The 23,624-nt window shown below is 71.9% G+C and carries 22 protein-coding genes; 19 read left to right on the top strand and 3 right to left on the bottom strand.

Annotated features, from left to right (window positions below):
- The first annotated feature begins 80 nt into the window (after nucleotides 1-80).
- A complete protein-coding gene (locus tag E8M80_RS15295) occupies nucleotides 81-1,715 on the top strand; it encodes a DUF6311 domain-containing protein (RefSeq protein WP_137126560.1) in 1,635 nt (544 codons plus the stop codon).
- Nucleotides 1,716-1,800: 85 nt separating this feature from the next.
- Here E8M80_RS15295 and serB read toward each other — a convergent pair whose 3' ends face one another.
- Nucleotides 1,801-2,694: a phosphoserine phosphatase SerB gene (gene serB / locus E8M80_RS15300; protein ID WP_137126561.1), complete on the bottom strand. Its 894-nt coding sequence runs from the start codon at nucleotides 2,692-2,694 to the stop codon at nucleotides 1,801-1,803.
- Between the two features lie 23 nt (nucleotides 2,695-2,717).
- Between serB and miaA the strand changes: the two genes are divergently transcribed.
- The 4 genes from miaA to ilvC all read left to right on the top strand — a co-directional run bounded on the left by miaA (nucleotide 2,718) and on the right by ilvC (nucleotide 7,152).
- Nucleotides 2,718-3,683, top strand: coding sequence for a tRNA (adenosine(37)-N6)-dimethylallyltransferase MiaA (gene miaA / locus E8M80_RS15305; protein WP_137126562.1), 966 nt, complete (start codon nucleotides 2,718-2,720; stop codon nucleotides 3,681-3,683).
- A gap of 86 nt (nucleotides 3,684-3,769) precedes the next feature.
- The gene (locus E8M80_RS15310; RefSeq protein ID WP_170979438.1) at nucleotides 3,770-5,566 is read left to right on the top strand and encodes an acetolactate synthase 3 large subunit; all 1,797 of its coding nucleotides are present in this window, start codon (nucleotides 3,770-3,772) and stop codon (nucleotides 5,564-5,566) included.
- 10 nt (nucleotides 5,567-5,576) lie between these two features.
- The gene (gene ilvN, locus E8M80_RS15315; protein WP_137126563.1) at nucleotides 5,577-6,095 is read left to right on the top strand and encodes an acetolactate synthase small subunit; all 519 of its coding nucleotides are present in this window, start codon (nucleotides 5,577-5,579) and stop codon (nucleotides 6,093-6,095) included.
- Nucleotides 6,096-6,135: 40 nt separating this feature from the next.
- Nucleotides 6,136-7,152, top strand: coding sequence for a ketol-acid reductoisomerase (ilvC, locus tag E8M80_RS15320; RefSeq protein ID WP_137126564.1), 1,017 nt, complete (start codon nucleotides 6,136-6,138; stop codon nucleotides 7,150-7,152).
- Nucleotides 7,153-7,223: 71 nt separating this feature from the next.
- On the opposite strand, the gene E8M80_RS15325 is transcribed toward ilvC, so the two are convergent.
- Nucleotides 7,224-8,030, bottom strand: a complete 807-nt coding sequence (locus E8M80_RS15325; protein ID WP_137126565.1) for a class I SAM-dependent methyltransferase — start codon at nucleotides 8,028-8,030, stop codon at nucleotides 7,224-7,226.
- 36 nt (nucleotides 8,031-8,066) lie between these two features.
- On the bottom strand, nucleotides 8,067-8,690 hold the full coding sequence (locus E8M80_RS15330; protein ID WP_206035643.1) for a TetR/AcrR family transcriptional regulator: 624 nt from the start codon (nucleotides 8,688-8,690) through the stop codon (nucleotides 8,067-8,069).
- 199 nt (nucleotides 8,691-8,889) lie between these two features.
- On the opposite strand from E8M80_RS15330, the gene E8M80_RS15335 reads away from it, so the two are divergent.
- From E8M80_RS15335 to E8M80_RS15405, 14 genes are all read left to right on the top strand, one after another.
- A complete protein-coding gene (locus tag E8M80_RS15335) occupies nucleotides 8,890-10,224 on the top strand; it encodes a tetratricopeptide repeat protein (protein ID WP_137126566.1) in 1,335 nt (444 codons plus the stop codon).
- 52 nt (nucleotides 10,225-10,276) lie between these two features.
- Nucleotides 10,277-11,218 (top strand): allantoinase PuuE, encoded by a 942-nt coding sequence (gene puuE, locus E8M80_RS15340; RefSeq protein WP_137126567.1) that lies wholly within the window; start codon nucleotides 10,277-10,279, stop codon nucleotides 11,216-11,218.
- On the top strand, nucleotides 11,188-11,484 hold the full coding sequence (locus E8M80_RS15345; protein ID WP_137126568.1) for a hypothetical protein: 297 nt from the start codon (nucleotides 11,188-11,190) through the stop codon (nucleotides 11,482-11,484). The genes puuE and E8M80_RS15345 overlap by 31 nt, the downstream gene beginning before the upstream one ends.
- 135 nt (nucleotides 11,485-11,619) lie before the next feature.
- The gene (mbhE, locus tag E8M80_RS15350; RefSeq protein ID WP_137126569.1) at nucleotides 11,620-13,902 is read left to right on the top strand and encodes a hydrogen gas-evolving membrane-bound hydrogenase subunit E; all 2,283 of its coding nucleotides are present in this window, start codon (nucleotides 11,620-11,622) and stop codon (nucleotides 13,900-13,902) included.
- Nucleotides 13,899-14,297, top strand: coding sequence for an MnhB domain-containing protein (locus tag E8M80_RS15355; protein ID WP_137126570.1), 399 nt, complete (start codon nucleotides 13,899-13,901; stop codon nucleotides 14,295-14,297). The genes mbhE and E8M80_RS15355 overlap by 4 nt, the downstream gene beginning before the upstream one ends.
- A 3-nt stretch (nucleotides 14,298-14,300) precedes the next feature.
- Nucleotides 14,301-14,735, top strand: coding sequence for an NADH-quinone oxidoreductase subunit K (locus E8M80_RS15360; RefSeq protein ID WP_137126571.1), 435 nt, complete (start codon nucleotides 14,301-14,303; stop codon nucleotides 14,733-14,735).
- On the top strand, nucleotides 14,735-16,246 hold the full coding sequence (locus tag E8M80_RS15365) for a Na+/H+ antiporter subunit D (RefSeq protein WP_137126572.1): 1,512 nt from the start codon (nucleotides 14,735-14,737) through the stop codon (nucleotides 16,244-16,246). Before E8M80_RS15360 ends, E8M80_RS15365 begins: the two co-directional genes overlap by 1 nt.
- Nucleotides 16,243-16,584, top strand: coding sequence for a Na+/H+ antiporter subunit E (locus E8M80_RS15370; protein ID WP_137126573.1), 342 nt, complete (start codon nucleotides 16,243-16,245; stop codon nucleotides 16,582-16,584). The genes E8M80_RS15365 and E8M80_RS15370 overlap by 4 nt, the downstream gene beginning before the upstream one ends.
- Nucleotides 16,581-16,862, top strand: coding sequence for a monovalent cation/H+ antiporter complex subunit F (locus E8M80_RS15375; RefSeq protein ID WP_137126574.1), 282 nt, complete (start codon nucleotides 16,581-16,583; stop codon nucleotides 16,860-16,862). The genes E8M80_RS15370 and E8M80_RS15375 overlap by 4 nt, the downstream gene beginning before the upstream one ends.
- Complete coding sequence (mnhG, locus tag E8M80_RS15380) at nucleotides 16,855-18,105, top strand: monovalent cation/H(+) antiporter subunit G (RefSeq protein WP_137126575.1); 1,251 nt, start codon at nucleotides 16,855-16,857, stop codon at nucleotides 18,103-18,105. Before E8M80_RS15375 ends, mnhG begins: the two co-directional genes overlap by 8 nt.
- Nucleotides 18,106-18,294: 189 nt before the next feature.
- Nucleotides 18,295-19,713, top strand: coding sequence for an ATP-binding protein (locus E8M80_RS15385; protein WP_137126576.1), 1,419 nt, complete (start codon nucleotides 18,295-18,297; stop codon nucleotides 19,711-19,713).
- On the top strand, nucleotides 19,710-21,035 hold the full coding sequence (locus E8M80_RS15390) for a sigma-54 dependent transcriptional regulator (protein ID WP_137126577.1): 1,326 nt from the start codon (nucleotides 19,710-19,712) through the stop codon (nucleotides 21,033-21,035). Before E8M80_RS15385 ends, E8M80_RS15390 begins: the two co-directional genes overlap by 4 nt.
- A 44-nt stretch (nucleotides 21,036-21,079) precedes the next feature.
- The gene (locus E8M80_RS15400; RefSeq protein ID WP_170979439.1) at nucleotides 21,080-22,513 is read left to right on the top strand and encodes an integrase family protein; all 1,434 of its coding nucleotides are present in this window, start codon (nucleotides 21,080-21,082) and stop codon (nucleotides 22,511-22,513) included.
- Nucleotides 22,514-22,740: 227 nt separating this feature from the next.
- The gene (locus E8M80_RS15405) at nucleotides 22,741-23,208 is read left to right on the top strand and encodes a DUF3108 domain-containing protein (protein WP_137126579.1); all 468 of its coding nucleotides are present in this window, start codon (nucleotides 22,741-22,743) and stop codon (nucleotides 23,206-23,208) included.
- The last annotated feature ends 416 nt before the right edge of the window (nucleotides 23,209-23,624 follow it).

Here is a 23,624-nt window from a genome sequence, read left to right on the forward strand (position 1 = left end):
CTCTGTCACTTGGCGCCCGGTGACAAAGAAGGCTGGGGGGCTCGGGGGGAAGTTCCCTTCCCCCCGACCTTCTTCGTGGCGTGACACAACGGATCCCGTCGATCGTCGGTGCCGCCGCGGCTGCGGCGCTCGGCCTTTTCGTCGTCTGGAGCGCCTTCGGCGGCTTCATCCTGCCGCCATCCGATACCGGCTGGATGCTCTCTGGCCGCATCGGCCCCGACCCCGTGCAGTACTGGCTCGGCTGGGCGGCCTTCGCGCGGGATGACTGGCGCTGGCCGCCCGGCGCCAATCCGGGCTGGGGGATGGAGCTCGCCTCCTCGGTCTTCTACTCGGACTCCATTCCGCTGCTGGCCTTCCTGTTCAAGGCGCTGCGGCCGCTGCTGGAGGTCGCGCAGTACTGGGGCCTCTGGATCTATGCCTGCGGCGCGCTGCAGGCGGTGCTCGCCTGGGCGCTGATGGGGCGCGTGACGCAGGCGCCGATGGCGCGTCTGGCCGCCGCGGGACTGTTCGTGATGCAGCCGCTGCTGCTGGCCAGGCTTGGCGGGCATTTCGCGCTGGGCGGGCAGTTCCTGCTGCTGGCGGGGCTCTGGCTCTGCGTCGTGCCGGGGCAGGGGCCGCGCCGTGCGGCGGCCTGGGCGGCGCTGCTGGCGGCATCCGCGCTGGTGCAGGCCTACCTCCTGCCGATGGTGGGCGCGCTCTGGGCCGCCGACTGGCTGGCGCGCGCGGCGGACCGGGACCGGCGCGGCGGCGCGCTGATCGGCGCCGAGGCGATCGGCGTGCCGGCTGCGGGCATCGCGGGGCTCTGGGCCGGCGGCTTCTTCCTGCTGGGCGGCGGCTTCGGCGGCACCTGGGGCGGCTACGGGAAGATGCAGCTTGATCTGCTGGCGCCCTTCGACCGCGGCTACTGGGGCGCGATCCTGCCCGACATCGCGACGGCCGATCACCTCGAGGCCGGCAATTCCTATCCCGGTCTCGGCGGCCTGGCGGTGCTCGCGGCGGGCGCGCTCGCCTGGGCGACCGGCCCGCGCGGCGTGCTGCGGCGGCATTGGGCGCTGGTGCTGGTGCTCGCGGGACTGCTGCTGCTGGCGGTGACGCATCGCGTCGCGATCGGCGGGCGGGAATTCGAGGTGATCCCGCTGCCGGCTTTCATCGTGGCGCAGGCGGATGCGCTGCGCGCGTCGGAGCGCTTCTTCTGGCCGGTGCTCTACGCCGCGCTGTTCGGCGCGGCGGCGGCGCTGGTGGCGCGGCTCGGCGCGCGGCGCGCGGGGGCGGCGCTGTTCGCCGCGCTGATGCTGCAGGCGATCGATCTCCGCCCCGGCTTCGCGCGGCTGCATCACTATTTCGCGCCGCAGCCGGCGACCGTGTCGCTGCGTCTCGCCGACCCCTTCTGGGCCGAGGCGGCGGGCCGCTACGCCTACGTGCGGGTGGTGCCGACCGGCATGCAGGCGCCGAACTGGGAAGAAGTGGCGGTCTATGCCGCGACGCGCGGGCTCGAGACCGATGCGGTCTATCTCGCGCGGCTCGACCCGCGCGCGGTGGAGGCGGTGAACGTGCGCGTCGCCGCGGTGCTGGAGCGGGGCGCGCACGAGCCGCGGACCTTCTACGTGCTGGGCGACGCGGCGGCGCTGGCCCGCGCGCGGGCAGGCATGGACCCCGCGCGTGACCTGCTGCAGCGTTTCGACGGGCGTTGGGTGCTGGCGCCGGGCTGGCGCTAGGGGCCGCTGCGCGAAGCCCCCGCGGGTCCAGGGGACCGTCGTCCCCTGGTGGGGGAGTTCGAGGGGGCAAGGCCCCCTCGATGCGTCAGCCGTCGCTGATCTCGGCCGCGCGGTAGCCCTGCGCGAACAGCAGCGCCCGCAGGTCGCCATGATCGACACGCGCGCGCGCCGCCGCCGCCACCACCGGTTTGGCGCGGAACGCGACGCCGAGCCCCGCGGCCTGGATCATGTCGAGGTCGTTCGCCCCATCCCCCACCGCCAGCGTGGCGTCGAGGCCGATGCCTTCCGCCGCCGCGATCCGCTTCAGGTTCGCCAGTTTGGCGTTGCGTCCGAGGATGGGTTCGGCAACACGGCCGGTGAGGCGGCCGTCGGCCTCGATCAGCGTGTTGGAGTGGTGCTCGTGGAACCCGACCAGGTCGGCGACGCGGCCGGTGAAGAAGGTGAAGCCGCCGGAGACGAGCGCGCAGCGGGCGCCGTTCGCGCGCATGGTCGCGACCAATTCGCGCGCGCCGGGCATCAGCGCCGTCTCCTCCCAGGTGCGCTGCAGCGCCTCGGAGGACAGGCCGGCCAGCATGCCGACGCGCTCGCGCAGCGCGCCCTCGAAGTCGAGCTCGCCGTTCATCGCCCGCTTCGTGATGGCGGCGATGCGGTCCTTGATGCCGGCCTGGCCGGCGAGTTCATCCAGCGTCTCGGTCGTGACGATGGTGCTGTCCATGTCGGCGATCAGCAGGCGCTTGCGGCGGCCCTGCGCGGCGAGCGCGACGATGTCGACCGCCTGGCCGGTCAGCGCCGCGCGCGCCGCCGCATCCGCCTGCTCGGGCGCCAGGCCCTCGAAGGGCAGGTCGGCCGCTTCCTCCGGGGAGAGCCAGTCCGGCGTGCCGGCAGCGGCGCCGAGGGCGGCCAGCGCATCGCGCGCCGTGTGGAGCATGGCGGCGGAGAGCCCGCCGCGCGGTGCCACCAGGGTGAGGACGTGTTCCATCTGCAGCGCGGTATGCCCGCGCCATGACCGGGGATCAACCGGCCGCGCTGATCGTCGCGGGCCCGACCGCGAGCGGGAAGTCGGCGCTGGCGCTGGCGCTGGCCGAGCGTTTCGCGGGCACCGTGATCAATGCCGACAGCATGCAGGTGTATCGCGAGCTCCGCGTGCTCACTGCCCGCCCGACGGCGGAGGAGGAGGCGCGCGTGCCGCACCGCCTCTATGGCGTGCGCCCGGCGGCCGAGGCGGCGAGCGTCGCGTGGTGGCGCGACGCGGCGCTGGCCGCGATGGCCGATGCCCGCGCGGCGGGACGGCTGCCGATCCTCTGCGGCGGGACGGGGATGTATCTCGCGGCGCTGACCGAGGGGCTGTCCGACATCCCGCCCGTGCCGGCGGCGGCGCGGGAGGAGGCGCGGCGGATGCTGGCCGAGGACGGGCCGGCGGCGCTGCATGCCCGGCTCGCGGCGGCGGACCCGGAGACGGCGGCGCGGCTGCGCCCGGGCGACAGCCAGCGCGTGGCGCGCGCCTACGAGGTCTGGCGCGGCACCGGGCGGGGGCTGGCGGCCTGGCAGGCGGGCGGGGGCGGCCGGCCGGCGCCCTGGCGGTTCTCTGCCGTGCTGCTCGACCCGCCGCGCGATGCGCTGCGGGCCGCGATCGCCGCGCGGTGGGACGCCATGCTCGGGGCCGGCGCGCTCGAGGAGGTCCGGGCGCTGGCGGCACTCGGGCTCGACCCCGCCTTGCCGGCGATGCGCGCGCATGGCGTGCCGGAACTGGTGGCGGTGCTGGCGGGGCGGATGGCGCTGGCCGAGGCGTCGCGGCGGGCGATCCTGCATACCGGGCAGTACACGAAGCGCCAGGCGACCTGGTTCCGCCATCACGCGCTGGCGAATCCGTCCCGGACGCATACGATCCATGCGCGTATCGCGGGTCTGGCGCAATTATCGGCAAGTTTTCTTGCGGAATGCTTCGCTTTTGTTGATCGCCTGCGTTGACGCGGCGCAGCAAGGGGGCTAAGGAGCGCGCCTCGCCCGCGGCATCCTCGCGGGCGGTGCCCGTTCTCGAGAGGAAGCCCGACGCGATGTCCGCCGCCACCATGCCCGCCAACACCGAAGCCCTGACCCTGTCGGGTGCCGAGGTCGTCCTGCGCGCGCTGAAGGACCAGGGCGTCGAGGTCATCTTCGGCTATCCCGGCGGCGCGGTATTGCCGATCTATGACGCGCTGTTCCAGCAGAACGCCATCCGCCACATTCTGGTGCGCCACGAACAGGCCGCGGTGCATGCGGCCGAGGGCTACGCGCGGTCCACCGGCAAGGTGGGCGTGGTGCTGGTCACCTCCGGCCCCGGCGCGACCAATGCCGTGACGGGGCTCGTGGACGCGCTGATGGACAGCATCCCGGTCGTGTGCCTGACCGGCCAGGTGCCGACGCACCTGATCGGCAACGATGCCTTCCAGGAAGCCGACACGACCGGCATCACGCGGCCGGCGACCAAGCACAACTACCTGGTCAAGAAGCCCGGCGACCTCGCGCGCGTCATGCACGAAGCCTTCTACGTCGCGAAGTCGGGCCGCCCCGGCCCGGTCGTGATCGACCTGCCGAAGGACATCCTGATCAACAAGGCGCCCTATTCGGATGCGCCGACCACGCCGCACCGGTCCTATCGCCCGCGGACGGAACCCTGCCCCGAGCAGATCCGCAAGGCAGTCGCGCTGCTGAAGGGGGCGAAGCGGCCGATCGTCTACGCCGGCGGCGGCGTCATCAATTCCGGGCCCGAGGCGTCGGCGCTGCTGCGCGAATTCGTGCGCATGACGGGCTTTCCCTGCACCAACACGCTGATGGGGCTCGGCGCCTATCCGGCGGGCGACCCGCTCTTCCTCGGCATGCTGGGGATGCACGGGACCTACGAGGCGAACCTCGCGATGCATGGCTGCGACGTCATGCTGAACATCGGCGCGCGCTTCGATGACCGCGTGACCGGGCGGCTCAATGCCTTCGCGCCGGACTCGAAGAAGATCCACGTCGACATCGACCCGTCCTCGATCAACAAGAACGTGCCGGTGGACGTGCCGGTCGTGGGCGATGCGGGCCGGGTGCTCGCGGCCCTGATCGCGGCGTGGAAGGAGGACGGCGCCGGCCAGGACAAGGCGACGCTGACCGCCTGGTGGCGCCGGATCGACGAATGGCGCGCCAAGGACTGCCTGCGCTACCGGCAGGAAGGGCGCATCATCAAGCCGCAGCACGCGGTCAAGCGCCTCTATGAGATCACGCAGGAGATGAGGCGCGAGACCTTCATCACGACCGAGGTCGGCCAGCACCAGATGTGGGCGGCGCAGTATTTCGGCTTCGCGCAGCCGAACCGCTGGATGACCTCGGGCGGGCTCGGCACCATGGGCTACGGGCTGCCGGCGGCGATGGGCGTGCAGATCGCGCATCCCGACGCGCTGGTCATCGACATCGCCGGCGAGGCCTCGATCCTCATGAACATCCAGGAGATGGGCACGCTCGCGCAGTACCGGCTGCCGGTGAAGGTGTTCATCCTGAACAACGAGTACATGGGCATGGTCCGCCAGTGGCAGGAACTGCTCCATGGCGGCCGGTATTCCGAGAGCTATTCCGCGGCGCTGCCCGACTTCGTGAAGCTGGCGGAAAGCTTCCATGCCGTCGGCATGCGCGCGACGGACGCCTCCGACCTTGACCGCGTGATCCGCGAGATGATCGCGATCGACAAGCCCGTCATCGCCGACATCTGCGTGGCCAAGGACGAGAACTGCTTCCCCATGATCCCGTCGGGTGCCGCGCACAACGAGATGATCCTGGGGCCGGAGCAGGAGGGTGGCGTCGCCGGCGTCACCGACGAAGGCAAGGTCCTGGTCTGAGGCGCGCGAGATGTCTGACAACGGAAACGCGCAGCGCGCGGCGACCATCGCCGTGCTGGTGGAGAACGAGGCCGGCGTGCTGGCGCGCGTGATCGGCCTGTTCTCGGGCCGCGGCTACAACATCGACAGCCTGACCGTGGCGCCCGTCGACGAGACCGGACGGATCAGCCGCATCACGGTGGTCACGAGCGGCACCGAGATGGTGATCGAGCAGATCAAGGCGCAGCTCGACCGCCTAGTGCCGGTGCACAAGGTGTCGGACCTCACGACGGAAGGGCCGCACCTGACGCGCGAACTCGCGCTCATCAAGGTGGTTGGCAAGGGCGACGACCGGGTGGAGGCGCTGCGCCTGGCGGACGCCTTCCGCGCCCGCGTGGTGGATGCGACGACCGAGAGCTTCGTCTTCGAGATGACCGGCAATGGCGAGAAGATCGACGCCTTCTGCGCGCTGATGCGGCCGATCGGGCTGGCGGAGGTGTCGCGCACGGGGGCGGTGGCGATCGCGCGCGGGACGCGCGGACTGAACTGAGCGTATTGGACGACCAGTAGGGAAAAGGGAGAGCGCGATCATGCGCGTCTACTACGACCGCGATGCGGATGTGAACCTGATCAAGGGCCGCAAGGTCGCGGTCATCGGCTTCGGCAGCCAGGGCCACGCCCACGCGATGAACATGCGCGATTCAGGCGTGAAGGAGGTCGCGATCGGCCTTCGCCCCGGCGGGTCCTGGAAGAAGGCGGAGGCCGCCGGCTTCCAGGTCATGACCCCCGCCGAGGCCGCCGCCTGGGCCGATGTCGTGATGGTGCTGACGCCCGACGAGCTGCAGGGCGACCTCTATCGCGACCACCTGCACGCCAACATGAAGCCGGGCGCGGCGCTCGCCTTCGCGCATGGCCTCAACGTGCATTTCAACCTGCTCGACCCGCGCCCGGACATCGACGTGTTCATGATCGCGCCGAAGGGCCCGGGCCACACCGTGCGGGGCGAATACCAGAAGGGCGGCGGCGTTCCGTGCCTCGTGGCCGTGCACCAGAACCCGTCGGGCAATGCGCTCGAGATCGCGCTGTCCTATGCCTCGGCCATCGGTGGCGGGCGCTCGGGCGTGATCGAGACGACCTTCAAGGAAGAATGCGAGACCGACCTGTTCGGCGAGCAGGTCGTGCTCTGCGGTGGCCTGGTGGAACTCATCAAGGCCGGCTTCGAGACGCTGGTGGAAGCCGGCTACGCGCCCGAGATGGCGTATTTCGAATGCCTGCACGAGGTGAAGCTGATCGTCGACCTGATCTACGAGGGCGGCATCGCGAACATGAACTACTCGATCAGCAACACCGCCGAGTACGGCGAGTACGTGACCGGCCCGCGCATCATCACCTCGGAGACCAAGGCCGAGATGAAGCGCGTGCTGGAGGACATCCAGTCCGGCCGCTTCGCGCGCGACTGGATGCTCGAGAACAAGGTGAACCAGGCGTCCTTCAAGGCGACGCGCCGGCGCCTGGCCGAGCACCGCATCGAGGAAGTGGGCGAGAAGCTCCGCGCCATGATGCCCTGGATCAAGAAGTCTGCGCTGGTCGACAAGGCGAAGAACTGACCCTGCCGGGCAGGCAGCCATGTTAGGCGCCGGAGGGGGAACCCTCCGGCGCTTTTTTCTGTGCCCCGCTGTCAGGCGTTGCGGGCCTTGATGGCCCAGGCGCGCGCCATCAGGGGGATCGAGCCATCCGCGGCGCGTGGCAGGTCCTGTTCCAGCCGCGCCCGCAGGGCTTCGCGCCGCGCCGGCTCGAGGCTCGCGCAATAGCCAGGCGCCGGTCCGGCCCCAAGCGTGAAGGGCCGCCAGTAGTCGTCGAAGTCGCGGAACGCCGTCGGTACCTCGATGGCCCGTGCTTCCACGTCCTGCAGGCCGGCCGACCAGGCCAGCGCGGCGAGATCCTCCTGCGTGCAGAAGGGGAAGCGGCGGTCCTCAGTCAACTCCCCCGCCGCCGGGTCGAGCGCCGCGGCCGCCGTCCAGAAGGCGCGCATGAAGCCCATGCCGCCGCCTGGATAGTCCCAGACGTAGAATCCGAGCAGGCCGCCGGGGCGCAGCACGCGCCGGATCTCGGCCAAGGCCTTGCCGCGATCCGGCACGAAGTTCAACACGAGCGCCGAGGCAACGACATCGCGGCTCGCGTCGTGCAGCCGCAGGGATTGCGCGTCGCCGACCTCGAAGCTCGCGCGCGCATCTGGCACGTTGCGCCGCGCCGTCGCGACGAAACCCTCGGACGGATCGATGCCGATCAGGCTGCGCGGTGCGCAGCGCGCGAGGATCGCGCCCGACAGCGCGCCGGTGCCGCATCCGACCTCTAGCCAATCCGCTTCCGCCGGCGCCGCGAGCCAGCCGAGGAAGGGCTCCGCGACCACCCGGCTCCATCGCCCCATGTAGGCGTCGTAGCTTTCGCCGGCCTGCCAGGCATCGTGTCGCGAGGATGCGCTCATCGTTGTCCTCCTTGAGCCACGCGCGGCGCCCTTCCTTTATGCGTCAAGGAAGACCGCGCGGATGAATGACCGGTAGAGCAGCACCTGGCGCGCGAGCAGCTTTGGGTCCCGTAGGACCTTCGAGATGGTGATGCCGCCGTCCACCATGACCGACAGCATGTCCGCGAGCGCTTCGAGATCCACTTCGATGCGCGGGGGATAACGGGCGGCGATGAGGTCCAGCCGCTCACGGAACCGCGTGCGCCAGGAGAGCACGGCGGCGCCGTTCATGTCCTGGATCTCGCGATCGAAGAGCTGCTCTTGGTAGCATACGGCGGCGACCATGCAGCCCGGATGCACTTCGGTCATTTCCGCCATCATCTCGGCGAACAGCATCAGCCCGACCAGGAAGCCATGCAGCGGGTCGTCGTTCAGCGCGTCGGCGCGGGCGAACAGGTCGTCCAGGATGGCGCGGTCTCGCTCGACGTACCGGGCCAGCAACGCCTTCGCGAGCTCGCCCTTGTCCCGGAAGTGGTAAAAGAAGCCGCTCTTCGAGATGCCGGCGCCGGCGATCAGCTCGTCGATGGATGTCGCCCCGAATCCCTTCTGCAGCACCGCGGTCTCGGCGAGGTCCAGAAGGCGTTCGCGGGCGTTTTCCCGGGTCTTCATGTTGGCGCGCATGGATCGAACTGTACCGCAGGTGCAGGCATGCTGTGCGAAGGATCACGATCCGGAATCACGGGAGCTCCCGTCCTGTCCTCAACGTTTTGATAAATGGACATTTTCGGAATTGCCGTCAGCCGTACCATAGGACGCCTAGAGCGGTCGGACCGATCGGCGCGACAAGATGGTCGTCAATCCAAGACAAGGAGCCGGCGCCATGACCACCGACATCCGCGGTAATCCGCTATCCTGCAATGCCGCTTCTGCCGCGAAGCTCGATGCGGCATTTTCAAAGTTCCACACCTACCAGATCGATCCCATTGCCGACCTCGATGCAATCATCGCCGAGGCGCCGGACTGCGTCATGGCGCATGCGGCGCGCGCAGGCATCATCGCCACCGCGGCCGACAAGGCGTTCGACGCGGAGTTGCAGGCGAGCCTGTCGAAGGCCGAGGCGCTGGCCCGGCGTGCCAACCCGCGCGAGCGTCGCTACATCGCCGCGGCCCGTTCCTGGGCCGAGGGCGACCTCTCCGCGGCGACCGAGCATTGGGGCCTTGCGGCGATCGAGAACCCCGCCGACCTGCTTGCCGTGCAGCTCGCGCAGATCGGCGACTTCTTCCTCGGGCAGAGCCAGATGGTGCGTGACCGGGTCGCGCGCGTCATGCCGCGCTGGAGCCGCGACATGCCGGGCTATGGCTACTTGCTCGGCATGCATGCGTTCGGCCTCGAGGAGTGCGGCGACTTCGCGCGCGCCGAGGCAGCCGGCCGGGAGGCGGTTGGGCTCGATCGCCGCGACGGCTGGGCCGCACACGCGGTCGCTCATGTGATGGAGATGCAGGGCCGTGCGGCCGAGGGGTCGGAGTTCCTGTGGGACACGGCGCCGGGCTGGGCTCCCGACAGTCTGTTCGCCTACCACAACTGGTGGCACCTGGCGCTGTTCCGCGTCGAGCAGGGCGACATTGCCGGGGCGCTCGCCCTGTTCGACGAGCGAATCTCCGCCGGCGGCTTCGGCCAGGCGCTCGAGGCGGTGGACGGCTCGGCGCTGCTCTGGCGGCTCTGGGTGCTCGGCCACGACGTGGGCGACCGCTGGACGAAGCTGGCCGAGGCCTGGGGTGCCCGGATCGAAGACGGCCTCTACGCCTTCAACGACGTGCACGCGATGATGGTCTTCGTCGGCACCGATGACGTCGCGGCGCAGCGCGCGGTGCTCGCCACGCTGGAACGCGCGGCGGCAGGGCAGGGGACCAACGCAATGATGTCGCGCGAGGTCGGCCTGCCGCTGGCGCGCGGACTCGCCGCCTTCGGGGCAGGGGATTACGCCGGGTCGCTCGGGCACATCCTGCCGGTGCGCGGCATCGCCAATCGCTTCGGCGGCAGCCACGCGCAGCGGGACGTGGTGTCATGGACCCTCTGCGAGGCGGCGGTCCGCGCCGGCGACCGCGCCATGGCCGAGGCGATGGTGGCCGAGCGGCTCGCGGCGAAGGAGGGCAGCCCCGTCGCGCAGGGCTGGGCGGCGAGGGCCGGCGCCCTCGGCCGACGCGCCGCGGCGTGACCGGGCGCCTGGCCGCTTGAACGGCGTGGAGGTGCCGGGCAGGCTCCCGTGCATGAGCAAGCCCCATCTCCTCGCCGCCGAGACCGACTACCCCCGCGACTTCCTGGGCTACGGCCCGACCCCGCCCGACCCGCAATGGCCGGGCGAGGCGAAGCTCGCCCTCTCCTTCGTGCTGAACTACGAGGAAGGCGGCGAGAACACCGTGCTGAACGGCGATGCCGGCAGCGAGCTCTATCTGCACGAGGTCCCCGGCGGATCGCCCGTGCTGGGCGAGCGCAACCGCACCGTCGAATCCCAGTTCGACTACGGCGCGCGCGCCGGCGTCTGGCGCGTGCTGCGCGCCTTCGGCGCGCACGGCTTCCCGCTGACCGTCTACGGCGTCGGCCGCGCGCTGGAACTGAACCCCGAGGCCGCGCGCGCCTTCGCCGCGGCGGGGCACGAGGTCGCTTCCCATGCCTGGCGCTGGATCGACTACCACGGCATGGACGAGGCGGCCGAACGCGCCGAAATTGCGCGCTGCGTCGCGACGATCGAGCGCCTGACAGGCAGCCGCCCGGTCGGCTGGTACACCGGGCGGATCAGCCCGAACACGCGCCGGCTCGTCGCCGAGCATGGCGGCTTCCTGTACGATTCCGACGCCTATGACGACGACCTGCCGCATTACGTGACGGCGGCGGGCAAGCCGCACCTCGTCATCCCCTACACGCTCGACAACAACGACATGAAATACGCGGTGCCGCCCGGCTTCGGCGACCCGTCGGGCTGGGAACGCCATCTGACCGATGCGTTCGAGGTGCTGCTGGCCGAGGGCCGCGCCGGCGCACCGAAGATGATGTCGGTCGGGCTGCATTGCCGCCTGGTGGGGCGACCGGGACGGGCGGCGGCGCTGCAGCGTTTCCTCGCGCGTGTGGCGCGGGAGAAGGATGTCTGGGTCTGCCGCCGCGCCGACATCGCGCGGCACTGGTGGGCGACGCACCCGCCGCCGGCCCGGTGATGCCGCGCGGGGCGGTCCTCCTGGCCGCGGCGCTGGCCGGGATCGGGCCCGCCGCGGCCGAGGACGGCTGCGCCCGCCACGCGACGGCCTTCCCCGCGCTGATCGGCGGGGCGGAGGCCGATGTGCTCGCCGCGCTGCGCGCCATGCCCGGCATCCGGACCATCCGCACCGGCGCGCCGGACAGCCCGATGACGCAGGATTGGCGGCCGGATCGCGCGACCGTGATCGTCGCCGGCGGCAGGGTGCTGCGGATCACCTGCGGCTGATCGGCGCCGTCCGGCTTCGCGGACATCGCGGCGCCGCATGTTCGGAATTCCGGACGCGCCGGACGGGGTGATCGCCCGAAGTCGTTGAAACGGCGTGCGTCGCGCGATGGCACGGCGATTGCGGCTGTGTCGGGCATGATCGTGCTCGCCCTTGTCCTCCTGCCGCTGCTTGCGGTGCCCGTCGCGGGCCTTCTGCTGTGCCGCCGGCCGTCTCTCGCGCCCGCCTTCGCGCTGCTGCCCGCCGGCCTGTTCGCGCTGCTGCTCGCCATGCCGGCAGGGTCGACCGGCAGCCTACCCTGGATCCCGACGCTCGGCATCGCGCTGGCCTGGAACCTGGATGGGCTGTCGCGGCTGATGCTGCTGCTCATCACCGGCATCGGCGCCGGCGTCTTCCTCTATGCCGCCACCTACATGAAGGATGAGGCGAAGCTGCATCGCTTCCTGGCGACGCTCAGCCTGTTCATGGCGGCGATGATCGGCGCGGTGCTGGCCGACGACCTCATCACGCTGTTCGTCTTCTGGGAACTGACCTCGCTCGCCTCCTTCCTGCTGATCGGCTTCAAGTCCGAATCCCCGGAAGCGCGCCGCGCCGCGCAGCAGGGGCTGCTGGTGACGGTGGGCGGCGGGCTCGCGCTGCTGGCGGGGATGCTGCTGCTGGGCTCGGCCGCCGGCACCTTCCGCATCAGCGATATCCTGGCCCGGCCGGAGGCGCTGGCCGGCCACGCCTTCACCCCCTGGATCGTGCTGCTGGTCGCCACCGGCTGCTTCGCGAAAAGCGCCCAATGGCCGCTGCATTTCTGGCTGCCGAACGCCATGGCGGCGCCGACGCCTGTCTCGGCCTACCTGCATTCGGCGACCATGGTGAAGCTCGGCGTCTACCTGCTGGCGCGGCTCAACCCGGCCTTCCAGGACGACCCCTTCTGGCAGTCGCTGCTGGTCGGCGCCGGCACCATGACCATGCTGACCGGCGCGGTGCTGGCGCTGCGCGAGACCGACCTCAAGCGCGTGCTCGCTTGGTCGACCGTGGTCGCGCTCGGCACGCTGGTGGTGCTGATCGGGCTCGAGAACCCGCTGGCGGCCACCGCCGCCGTCGTCGTGCTGCTGGTGCACGCGCTCTACAAGGCGTGCCTGTTCCTGGTGGCCGGCATCATCGACCACGAGACCGGCACGCGGGACGCGACGCGGCTGCGCGGCCTCATGCGCGCCATGCCTGTCACGGCCGTTGTCGCCGGGCTCGGCGCGCTGTCCATGGCCGGGCTGCCGCCCTTCATCGGCTTCGTCGCCAAGGAGCTGCTGTACGAGGCGAAGCTCGGGACCGCGGGGCTGCTCCCGCTGGTCGCGCTGGCGGTAAACGCGGCCATGGTGGTGGTCGCGGGCGTCGTCGCGGCGCGGCCCTTCCTCGGCCGCCCGGCGCCGACGCCACGCGCGCCCCATGACCCGCCCGTCGCGATGCTGGCCGGGCCGGTGCTCCTGGCCGTCCTCGGCACCGCCTTCGGCCTGATGCCCTGGCTGATCGCCGATGCGCTGGTCGAGCCCGCGGCGGCGGCCATCCTCGGCCGCCCGACCGAGGCGAAGCTCGTGCTCTGGCACGGCTTCACCATCGTCTTCTACCTCTCGCTCGCGACCTTCGCGCTCGGCATCGCGCTCTATCTCGGCTGGGCGCGGGTGCAGCCGGCGCTGGCGGGGATCGAGGCGCTGGACACGCACGGGCCCAACCGCCTCTACGCGCGCATGCTCATCGCGCTGGGGCGCATCGCCGCCTGGCAGACGCGGCACATCCAGACCGGAAGCCTCCGCTTCTACATCGCCGCTTCCCTTATCGTGACCTTCGGCGGTGCGCTCACGGTGCTGGTGGCCGAAGGCGGGGTCGCGTGGCCGTCGCTCGACCCGCTGCCGGGGCTCGCGCATCTCGTGCTCGGCCTGCTGGTCGCGGCCGGCGCGCTCGCGGCCTGCCTGCTGCCGGGCATCGTCGCGCAGCTCATGGCGGCGGGGCTGGTCGGCTTCGGCGTCGGGCTGCTGTTCCTGGCGCTCGGCGCGCCGGACCTCGCCTTCACGCAGTTCACCGTGGAGGTGATCGCGGTCGTGCTGATCCTCGGCGTGCTGGCGCGGCTGCCCTTCCGCAGGCTCGACCAGCGCCGGCGCGGCGAATGGCGGCGCGACGCCGCGCTCGCGGGCTTCGTCGGCCTGACCGGCACGCTGATCCTGCTGGCCGTGCTCTCGGTGCCCTTCGACCCGTCGCTGCCCGAATGGATGGGCGCGGCCGCGGTGCCGGAGGCGCGGGGACGCAACGTCGTCAACGTGATCCTGGTGGATTTCCGCGCCCTCGACACGCTGGGGGAGATTGCGGTGCTCGCCATCGCGGCGCTGGCCGCCGCGGTGCTGTTCCGCCGCATGAAGACCAGGGAGGCACGGTCGTGAAGGACAGCCTGATCCTCGGCGTTTCGGCGCGCTACCTGCTCGCCTTCGCCATCCCGCTGTCGGTGTTCGTCCTGCTCCGCGGGCACAACGAGCCCGGCGGCGGCTTCATCGGCGGGCTGATCGGCGCGATCGGGCTTGGCTTCCATGCCATCGCGCTCGGCTCGGCCGCGACGCGGCGGTTGATCCGGCTCGATCCGATCGCGATCGGCGGCATCGGGCTGCTGCTCGGCATCGCGGCCGGGCTGCCGGCTCTGCTGGTGCATGGCGAGCCGTTCCTGACGCAGCAATGGATCGGGGCGCTGCCCATCGGCACCGCGCTGGTCTTCGACATCGGTGTCTACCTGGTGGTGGTGGGCTTCGCGCTCGGCTTCCTCCTGCCGGTGCTGGAGGACTGAGCGGTGCAACTGCTTCTCGCCATCCTGTTCGGCGTGCTGCTCACCGCGGCGACCTGGCTGCTGCTGGCGCGCTCCCTGCCGCGCATGATCCTGGGCCTGCTCCTGCTGGGCAACGCCGCCAACCTCGCGATCTTCGCGGGCGGGCGGGTGCTCGGCACGGCACCGCCGCTGGTGGCGCCCGGCGCGCAGGCGCTCGCGGCGGGCGCGGCCAACCCGTTGCCGCAGGCGCTGGTGCTGACCGCGATCGTCATCTCGCTCGGCCTCATGGCCTTCGCGCTGGTGCTCGCCTGGGCGACGCACGAGGCGACGGGCGAGCTGGACGCCGAGGCGCTGCGCGACTCCGAGCCCCCCGGCCTGCCCGCGACCGATCCGGTCGCCGCGGCGGCGGCCGAGCCCGCGTCCGCGATGGCCGCCGTCGCATCGAGGAGGGCCGCGTGATGGCGTCCCGCACCGACTGGCTGCTCATCCTGCCGATCCTGGTCCCGATGCTGGCCTGCGCGCTCTCGGCCGCGCTATGGGGCCGCGTGCGGGCGCAACGCGCCGTGACCTTCGTCGCCGCCGCCGCGCTGCTCGTCGCCGCCGGCCTGCTGGTGGCGCGCGTGATGGAGCGCGGCGTCGTCGCCTCCCAGATGGGTGACTGGCCGGCGCCCTTCGGCATCACGCTGGTGGCCGACCTGCTCGCCGCCGCGATGGTCGCGATCACCGCCATCATGTACGCCGCGACCGCGGTCTATGCGCAGGCCGAGGACAGCGCGCAGCGCGAGGCCGAGGGCTGGCACCCGCTGCTGGCCGCGCTGGTCATGGGCGTCTGCGGCGCCTTCCTGGCGGGCGACCTGTTCAACCTCTACGTCTGGTTCGAGGTGATGCTGATCGCCTCCTTCGGCCTGCTCGTGATGGGCGGCGGGCGGGAACAGCTCGACGCCGCCGTTAAGTACGTGATGCTGAACCTGGTCGCGACGACCGTGTTCCTCATCGCCGTCGGCCTGCTGCACGGGCTGACCGGCACGCTCAACATGGCGGACCTCGCGCGGAAGCTGCCGGGCGTCGAGAACGAGGGCGCGGTCGGCGCCGTCGCCTTCCTGCTGCTTGCGGCCTTCGGCGCCAAGGCGGCGGTCTTCCCGCTGTTCTTCTGGCTGCCGGCCGCCTACCACACGGCCGCCGCACCCGTGGCCGCGATCTTCGCCGCGCTGCTCACCAAGGTCGGCGTCTACGCCATGATCCGCGTCTTCGGCCTGGTCTTCGCCGGCAGCACGGAGTGGATGCCCTGGATCGTCGGCGGCGTGGCGGCCGCGACGATGGTCACCGGCGTGCTGGGTGCCGCGGCGCACTGGGACATCCGCCGAATCCTGTCGTTCCACATCATCAGCCAGATCGGCTACATGCTGGTGGGCCTCGCGCTGGCGACGCCGCTCGCGCTGGCCGGCGCGGTCATCTACATCCTCCACCACATCGTCGTGAAGGCGAACCTGTTCCTGGTGGCGGGCGCGATCCGCCGCGCCGGCGGTTCGTATTCGCTGGCGCATCTGGGGGGCTTGTGGAAGCGCGACCCCTGGCTCGGGATCCTGTTCGCGATCCCGGCGCTCTCGCTCGCGGGGCTGCCGCCGCTCTCGGGCTTCTGGGGCAAGTTCGTGGTGGTGCAGTCGGGCTTCGAGGCGGGCGCCTTCTGGCTCTCGGCCGTCGCGCTCGCGGTCGGCATCCTGACGCTCTACTCGATGCTCAAGATCTGGCTCGAGGCGTTCTGGAAGGCGGCGCCCGCCGATGCGCCGCCGGCGCTGGCGCTCACCGGCACGACGCGCGCGCTGATGCTGGCGCCCGTCGCGGCGCTCGGCCTCGTGACGCTCACCATCGGGTTGTGGACCGAACCCTTCGCCGCCTTCGCGATGGCGGCGGGGGAGCAGCTCGCCAGCCGCGACGCCTACATCGCCGCCGTGCTCGGAGGTACCCGATGACCACGCCCCGCCCCTGGAACCTGCTCGCCTGGGTCGCGCTCGGCCTGCTGTTCCTCAAGGAACTCGCGCTGTCCGCCTGGCAGGTGCTGCGCGCGACGCTCTCGCCCAAGATCCGCGCGCGCTCCGCCATCGTCGCCGTGCCGATCGAGCTGCGCTCGGATGCCGGGATCACGCTGCTGGCCGACATGGTCACGCTGACGCCCGGCACGACCGCTCTGCACGTCTCGGAGGACCGCCGCACGCTGTTCGTCCACGCGATGGACGCCGGGACGCCGGAGGAGGTCGCCGCCGGCATCCGCGACGGCTTCGAGCGCGCGACACGGAGGGTGCTCGCATGATCGAGGTTGCCGTCACCCTCTCCGCGCTCATGATCGGCGCCGCGGTCGCGCTCACGGGCTGGCGCATGCTGCGCGGCCCGGGCGTCGCGGACCGCGCGGTCGCCATGGACCTGCTCGGCCTGCTGGCCGTCGCGTCGGCCGCGCTGATGGCGCTGTCCTCGGGCCATCTCGCGCTGCTCGACATCGCGCTCGGCCTCGGCCTGGTCGGCTTCGTCGGCGCGATCGGCGTCGCCGCCTTCATCGAGCGCGCCTCGGCGCGGGAGGCGGGCGATGACTGAGATGCTCGCCGCCCTGCTGCTGCTCGCGGGTTCCGCCGTCGCGCTGGTCGCCGCGATCGGCGTCGCGCGGCTGCCGGATGCCTTCCTGCGGATGCATGCCGCCACCAAGGCGGGCGTGGTCGGCACCGGGATGGTGCTGCTCGGTGCCGGCTTCGCCTTCGGCGATGCGGGGGCATGGATGCGCGTTGTGCTCATCCTGGCCTTCCTGCTGGTGACGACGCCGGTCGCGTCGCATGCGCTCGGTCGCGCGGCCTATGTCGGCGGCGCGCCGATGTGGGCCGGCACCTTCACCGACCAGCTGCAGGGCGTGCTCGCCCGCCGTGTCTTCGACATCGACCCCGCGCGCGTGCCCCGCGCCGCGCGGCACGCCGCACCCAACCGGGAGGATACCGCCATGTCCGTGCTGACCTTCGGCAATGCCGCCCCGCAACGCGCGCCTGCCGTCGCACCCGCCGCGCCGCGCCGCTTACTGCTGGCGCTGGCCGGCGGGCCCGATGCGGCGCCGCGCCTCGCCGCGGCACTCCGCGCGCTGCGCGCCAGCGCGGCGGAGGTCACGCTGCTCAGCCTCCTCTGCCTGCCGACGCTGGAACGCACGGGTCCCGTGCCGGTCGGCGGGCTGCACTGGGCGAAGCGGCTTTCGGCGCATCGTCTGGCCGCCGCACGTACCGCCGCCGCCGCGCTCGCCGCCGAGATGGAGGAGGAATGCCGCGCGCTCGCCCTGCCCTGCCGGCTGCGGCATGAGGAAGGGGACGCGACGGCGGTGCTGGCGCAGGCCGCCGCGCATCACGATGTCACGGTGCTGGCCGACGGCGCCTGGTTCGACCAGGGCCAGGCGCTGGCGCCCGAGGAGGCGGCGCGGCGCCTCGCGCGGCTGAACCTCGGCCCGCAGCTCCTGCTGGCGGCGGCCGTGCCTGCGCCGCGCCGCGTGCTCGTGCTGCAGGACGGCTCGGCCGAGGCGGGCGCCGCCTTCGCCCGCTTCCTTGCCCTCGGCTTGGCGCAGGAGGCGCGGCTCGTGATCGCAGCCCTTGACCTGCCCGGTGCCGAGGCGGCGCGGGCCGAGGCGCTGGCCCTGGCCGAGGCGCATGGCCGCGAGGTGGAGGCGCTGCCCGGCCTGCTGCACCCCGACCATGCTCCGGTGGTGCCGGGGGACCGTCCGGACCTGCTGGTGCTGCACCGCGCATCCGACGAGCGCGGCGCCCGTCGTGCGCTCCGCGCCGAGGCCGCGGCGGTGATGCTGGCCTGACGCCGCAGGCCGAACCGCCCGACGCATCCGCGCGCAGGGATGACAGGCGTCCGTTGAAGCCCGTTTCGATGGGGTCCGGTGTGGCGGCTGCGCGCGAAACGAACGACATGCCGGCCGCCGCGCGACGGCTTGACGGGTCAACGCATGGGGCTGCTGGCATGACGCTGCGCGTCGTCGCATAGAGAAGCGGTGCGACCGTTCCTCCGCCGTTTCGCCGACCTGCCGCTGGCGACGCGCCTGCCGCTCATCGCGGGCGCCTGCGCCTTCCTCGCGGCCGTGCTGACGACGCAGGTGGCGGTGCGCGCGCTCTCGGCCGATGCCGAACGGCAGGCGGCGCGGCTCGGCCAAGTCTACCTGGACGGTCTGGCCGCCGCGGTGGTGCCGGCGCTGGCCGAGGGCGGCGAGCAGGCACTGGCCGCGGCGCTCGGCCGCGCACTCGGCTTCCAGCAGGGGGTGCGGGAACGTCGCCTCGTGGTGGCGCGGCCGGACGGCACGCTGCTGGCCGAGGCTGGCCTGCCGGAGGACCCGGCCTTCCCCGTGCCGCTCAGCCGGGGCATCCCTGGCGAAGCCTGGCTGCGCGGAGCGGGGGGCGGGACCGCCTGGGCGCAGCGCGCCCTGCCAGAGGCGGGCGGCGCCGTCATCGCGGCGAAGCTCGACTTCTCGGCGGCGGTGGAGCGGCGACGGCGGCTCGAACTCGGGCTGCTCGGCCTCGACCTGCTGCTGGGCGGGCTGGCGGCGCTGCTGGCGGGGCTGCTGACGCGCCGCGCGCTGCGGCCGTTCGTGGCGCTGGCGGGCGGGCTCGACCGTGCGGGGGCGGGGGATTTCGCGCCCCTGCCGGCCGCGCTGCGCCCGGCGCCCCGCACCGAGGCCGGGCGCCTTGCCGAAGCCTTCGACCTGATGACGGCGCGGCTGACCGAGCGCGAGCGCCTGGCCGCCCGGCTGGCCGAGCAGGAACAGGCAGCCGTGCTCGGGCGGCTCGCGGCGACGGTCGCGCATGAGGTGCGCAACCCGCTGGCCGGCATGCTGACCGCGATCGACACCGCGCGCCGCTTCGGCGCGGATGCCGAGGCGCGGGCCGAGGCTCTCGGCCTGGTGGAACGCGGGCTGCGGCAGATCGAAGGCGTGGTCCAGGCGACGCTCGCGATGCATCGTGGGGAGGCGGCGGCGCGGCCGCTCGCGCCGCGCGACCTCGATGACCTGCGGCTGCTGCTGGCGCCGGAGGCGCGGCGGCGTGGCGTCGCGCTGGACTGGGACATGGCGCTCGACGAGCCCTTCCCGACCGATGCGCTGGCGGTGCGCCAGGCGCTGCTGAACCTGCTGCTGAACGCCGTCGCTGCCAGCCCGGCCGGCGGGCGCGTGCGCTTCGCCGCGCGCATCGAGCAGGGGGGCGAGTTGCTGGTCGAGGTGGTGGATGAGGGCGCCGGCCTGCCACCCGAGGCGCGCGCCCGGCTGGATGGCGGAGCCACGGCCGGGCAGGGGCTCGGGCTCGGCGTCGTCATGGCGCAGCTTGGCCGGCTCGACGGGCGGATCGCGGTGGACAGCGTCGCGGGCGGCGGCACCGCCATCGCCATCCGCCTGCCGCCACGGTCGCAGGAGATCGAGGCATGAGCGCCGGGCGCGAGGTGGTGCTGATCGAGGATGACGAGGTGCTGGGCGCCTCCATCGCGCAGCGCCTGAAGCTTGAGGGCATCGGCGTGCGCTGGGCGCGCAGCCTGGCCGAGGGGGAGGCGCTGCTGCGCCGTGGGCCGAGGCCGTCGCTCGTGTTGTGCGACATGCGCTTGCCGGACGGATCGGGCGAGGCGCTCATCACGCGGCTGATTCCCGAGTTGGGCGCCGTGCCGGTCGTCGCCATGACGGCCTATGGCGGCGTCGAGCAGGCGGTACGGCTGATGCGCGCGGGCGCCGACGACTACCTGAGCAAGCCCTTCGACATCCAGGCGGTGCTGGACCGCGTGGCGGCGCTGGCCGCGCCGGAGGCGGCGCAGGCCGCACCCGAGGCCGCCGGGCCGGGCTGGCGCTCGGCGCCCATGCAGGCGATGCAGGCGGCGATCGGCCGGCTGGCGACGGTGGATGCGTCGGTGCTGCTGATCGGCGAGAGCGGCGCGGGCAAGGAGGTGGCGGCGCGCGCGATCCATGCGCGTGGGCCGCGCGCGGCGGCGCCCTTCGTCGCGCTGAATTGCGCCGCCATCCCGCGGGACCTGCTGGAGAGCGAGGTCTTCGGCCATGAGAAGGGGGCCTTCACCGGCGCCGCCGCCCGGCGCATCGGCGCGGCGGAACGGGCGGGTGAGGGGACGCTGCTGCTGGATGAGCTGGCGGAGCTGGCGCCCGAGTCGCAGGCGAAGCTCCTGCGGCTGCTCGAGGACCGGCGGTTCCTCCGCGTGGGCGGGGAGCGCGAGATCCCGCTGCACGCGCGCATCCTGGCCGCGACGAATGCCGACCTGAAGGCACGGGTGGCGGAGGGGCGCTTCCGCCAGGACCTGTACTTCCGGCTCGCGGTGGTGGAGCTGGTGGTGCCGCCGCTGCGCGACCGGCCGGAGGACGTGCCGGACCTCGCGCGGCTGTTCCTCGCCGCGCATGCGGGGCGGAGCCTGTCACCGGCGGCGGAGCGCGCGCTGCTCGCGCATGGCTGGCCCGGCAATGTGCGGGAGCTGCGCAACCGGATCGAGCGCGCGGCGGTGCTGGCGCCGGCGGCGCTGCTGGAGCCGTCGGACCTCTTTCCCGATGCCGTGCCGGCGGCGGCCGGCGAGCCGGATGACGACCTATCGCTGGCGGCAGCGCGGGAGGCGGCGGAGCGCGAGCACATCCGCCGCGTGCTGGCGCGCTGCGCGGGGCGCATACAGGACGCGGCCAGGGTGCTCGGCGTGTCGCGCACGACGCTGTGGGAGCGGATGCGGCGGCTCGGCCTGGGGGGCGAGGGAGAGGGCGGCTGAGGCGGTGCCGCGAAGCGAGTGGTGGGCGCACAAGGACTCGAACCTTGGACCCGCTGATTAAGAGTAAGCATTTTCGGGTCCGCACAAGCCGCCAAGTATCGCCAAACCCCGCAAATTCCCTAGCATTTCTGGCTAGGCCCGCTTATCAAGATGCCATGCGACGCCACTGCGGACCCGCCCATGGGGTCCGCACGGGGTCCGCAGATTTTGATCTGCATCAAGGGCCGAAGATGCCGAAATTGACGGAAAAGGCGATTGCCGCGCTCACCATCCCGACCGGGAAGCGCGAGGCGTGGCTATCCGATGCCGAGGTTGGCGGGCTGCGCGTGCGGGCGATGGCGGGGGGCAAGACGTTCTATGCCTGCTGGACCGACCGGGCGACCGGCGAGCGGCGCCGGGAACGTCTTGGCACCTGGGGCAGCATCACGCTGGAAAAGGCGCGCGAGGCCGCCCGCACGATCCTGGGCGACGTGGCGAAGAACATCGATCCCGCCGCCGTGCGGCAGGAACGCCGCGAAGCCGCTGCGACGGCAAAGGCCGAGGCCGCGCTCACGCTCGCGACGCTGGTTGACGATTGGGCCGCGCTGCACCTGGCACACAAGCGCCCGCGCTACGCCGCCGAGGCGGTCCGCGCGATCCGGCACGCCTTCGACAAGCACCTGAACCGCCCCGCCGCGAAACTGTCCAAGGCCGAGGTTGTGACCGTGCTCGACGCGCTGACGAAGGCCGGGCACGCCGCCATGGCGGGCCGCACGCTGGCCTATGGCCGCGCCTGCTACACCTGGGCCGTGAAACGCGGGCGCCTGCCCGGCAACCCGTTCTCTGGCGTGCCCGTCGCGGCCGGTGTCGTGGCCCGTGAGCGGGTTCTGTCTGCCGAGGAAGTCGGGCGTATCTGGAACGCCGCGAAGGGCATGGGCGAGCCCTGGGGGCCGTTGTTCCGCGTGCTGCTGCTGACGCTGGCGCGGCGCGAGGAAGTCGCGGCCATGCGGTGGTCGGAACTCTCGGCCGACCTCTCGACTTGGACCATACCGGGCGCGCGGATGAAGCGCGGCGCGGCGCATGTCGTGGCGCTGTCCGAGCCAGCGCGCGCGGCGTTGCGCGTGGTGACGCGGATTAAGGGGCAGGACCTCGTTTTCAGCACCACTGGCAAGACGCCCGTGAGCGGCTTCACAAAGGCGAAGGCCGCGCTCGACAAGGCCGCGAAGGTCACGGATTGGCGGCTGCATGACTTTCGTCGGTCGGGTGTCTCGGCGCTGGCCGCCATGGGGTTCAACCCGGTGGTCGCCGATCTGTTGCTGGCGCATCGGCCGGCGACGCTCTCGACCGTCGCGCGGACCTACCAGCGGCATGATTACGCCGCCGAGCGCGAGGCGGCGCTGATCGCCTGGGCGGCGCATGTGCTGCGCGCGGCCGAGGCGAAGGAAGAAGCGGACGCGAATGTGATCGGGTTCCGCACGCGGCGCGCGAAGGCAAAGTAAAGCTTGGTTTTGGGGAAATCGCCCGCGTAGCCTGCGCTCGAAACGAAGACCGGGAGTGTAGAGTGCGCGTCCGTCCCGCCTTGCTGTTCGCCGCGCCTTTGCTTTTCCTCGGCGCGTGCCAGGAATCCCCATCATCCCTACGCCCGCCTGGGTTGGCGGACGCCCCGCCTGCCGCGAGCAGCACCGCAGCAATACTGCCTGCCGACTGCCCGCCTGCCGGCGGCACCATGCGGACCAGCGAAGGGCGAGAGTTTGCTTTCCTCGGCCGTGATCCCGACGACGCTGAAGTCTGCATGTGGACGACTACAAGCGGGCGCGGCGTTTCACGGCAGGTTAGGGGCTTATGGTCGGCAACCGCCGAAACCTCCCGCTTCCATCGCGAAGGTCTGCGGCAGTTGTTCCCTTTAGGACCCAGCAAGACGGCGAGCTACACGAGCGCCACGAACAGGGGCTTCTGGCGCTACAATTGGCGCGTGCTCGGGGAACAGCGGGTTACGGTGCCGGCGGGGGAATTCGATGTTTGGGTTCTCGAATTTTCCGAGGACTCGGTGAACAACCTGTTCCGTGGCGAGCGGATTTTCTACGTGGACAAGGCGACACATACGCCCGTGCGCGTTGATTCCCGCGTGGTGCGCGGCATGAGTAGCTACACTCCGTCGTGGCAGGCGGTGACGTTCACGCGGCCCGGCCGGTAGGGCGGCAGGCGGGGCGCATTGCCGGTGCCCGAGGCGCGGGCGAAGCGGCGGCGTGGCGCGGCGTGAAAATCGCGCGCTCCCAGTAGGGGGCGCCTAATCTGGCTAATGCACCTAATCACCGGCGCACACTTCACTGTGTCGCGCCGCCGACTCGGTGTGCGCCAGCTATAGAGGGCATCGAATTAATGGCCGCGTCGCTTTGTGGGGCGGGTTAATCGACCGCAACCCCGGTTCATATCCGCCGATTATGGAAATAGCCGCTGATGTTCTTGCCATAATACTTTCAGGCAGAAAAATGTGCGGATGAAAATGGTTTCCGCACTTGGATCACCTCGCTAATATGGCGTCGCTCGGCGGTCCGTGCGTATCCCGCGCGCGGATTGGAGAAGATCCCTTGAGGGGGGCAGACCTTGATC

This window comes from Roseomonas sp. HF4 (assembly GCF_005222755.1).
Lineage (GTDB): Bacteria > Pseudomonadota > Alphaproteobacteria > Acetobacterales > Acetobacteraceae > Neoroseomonas.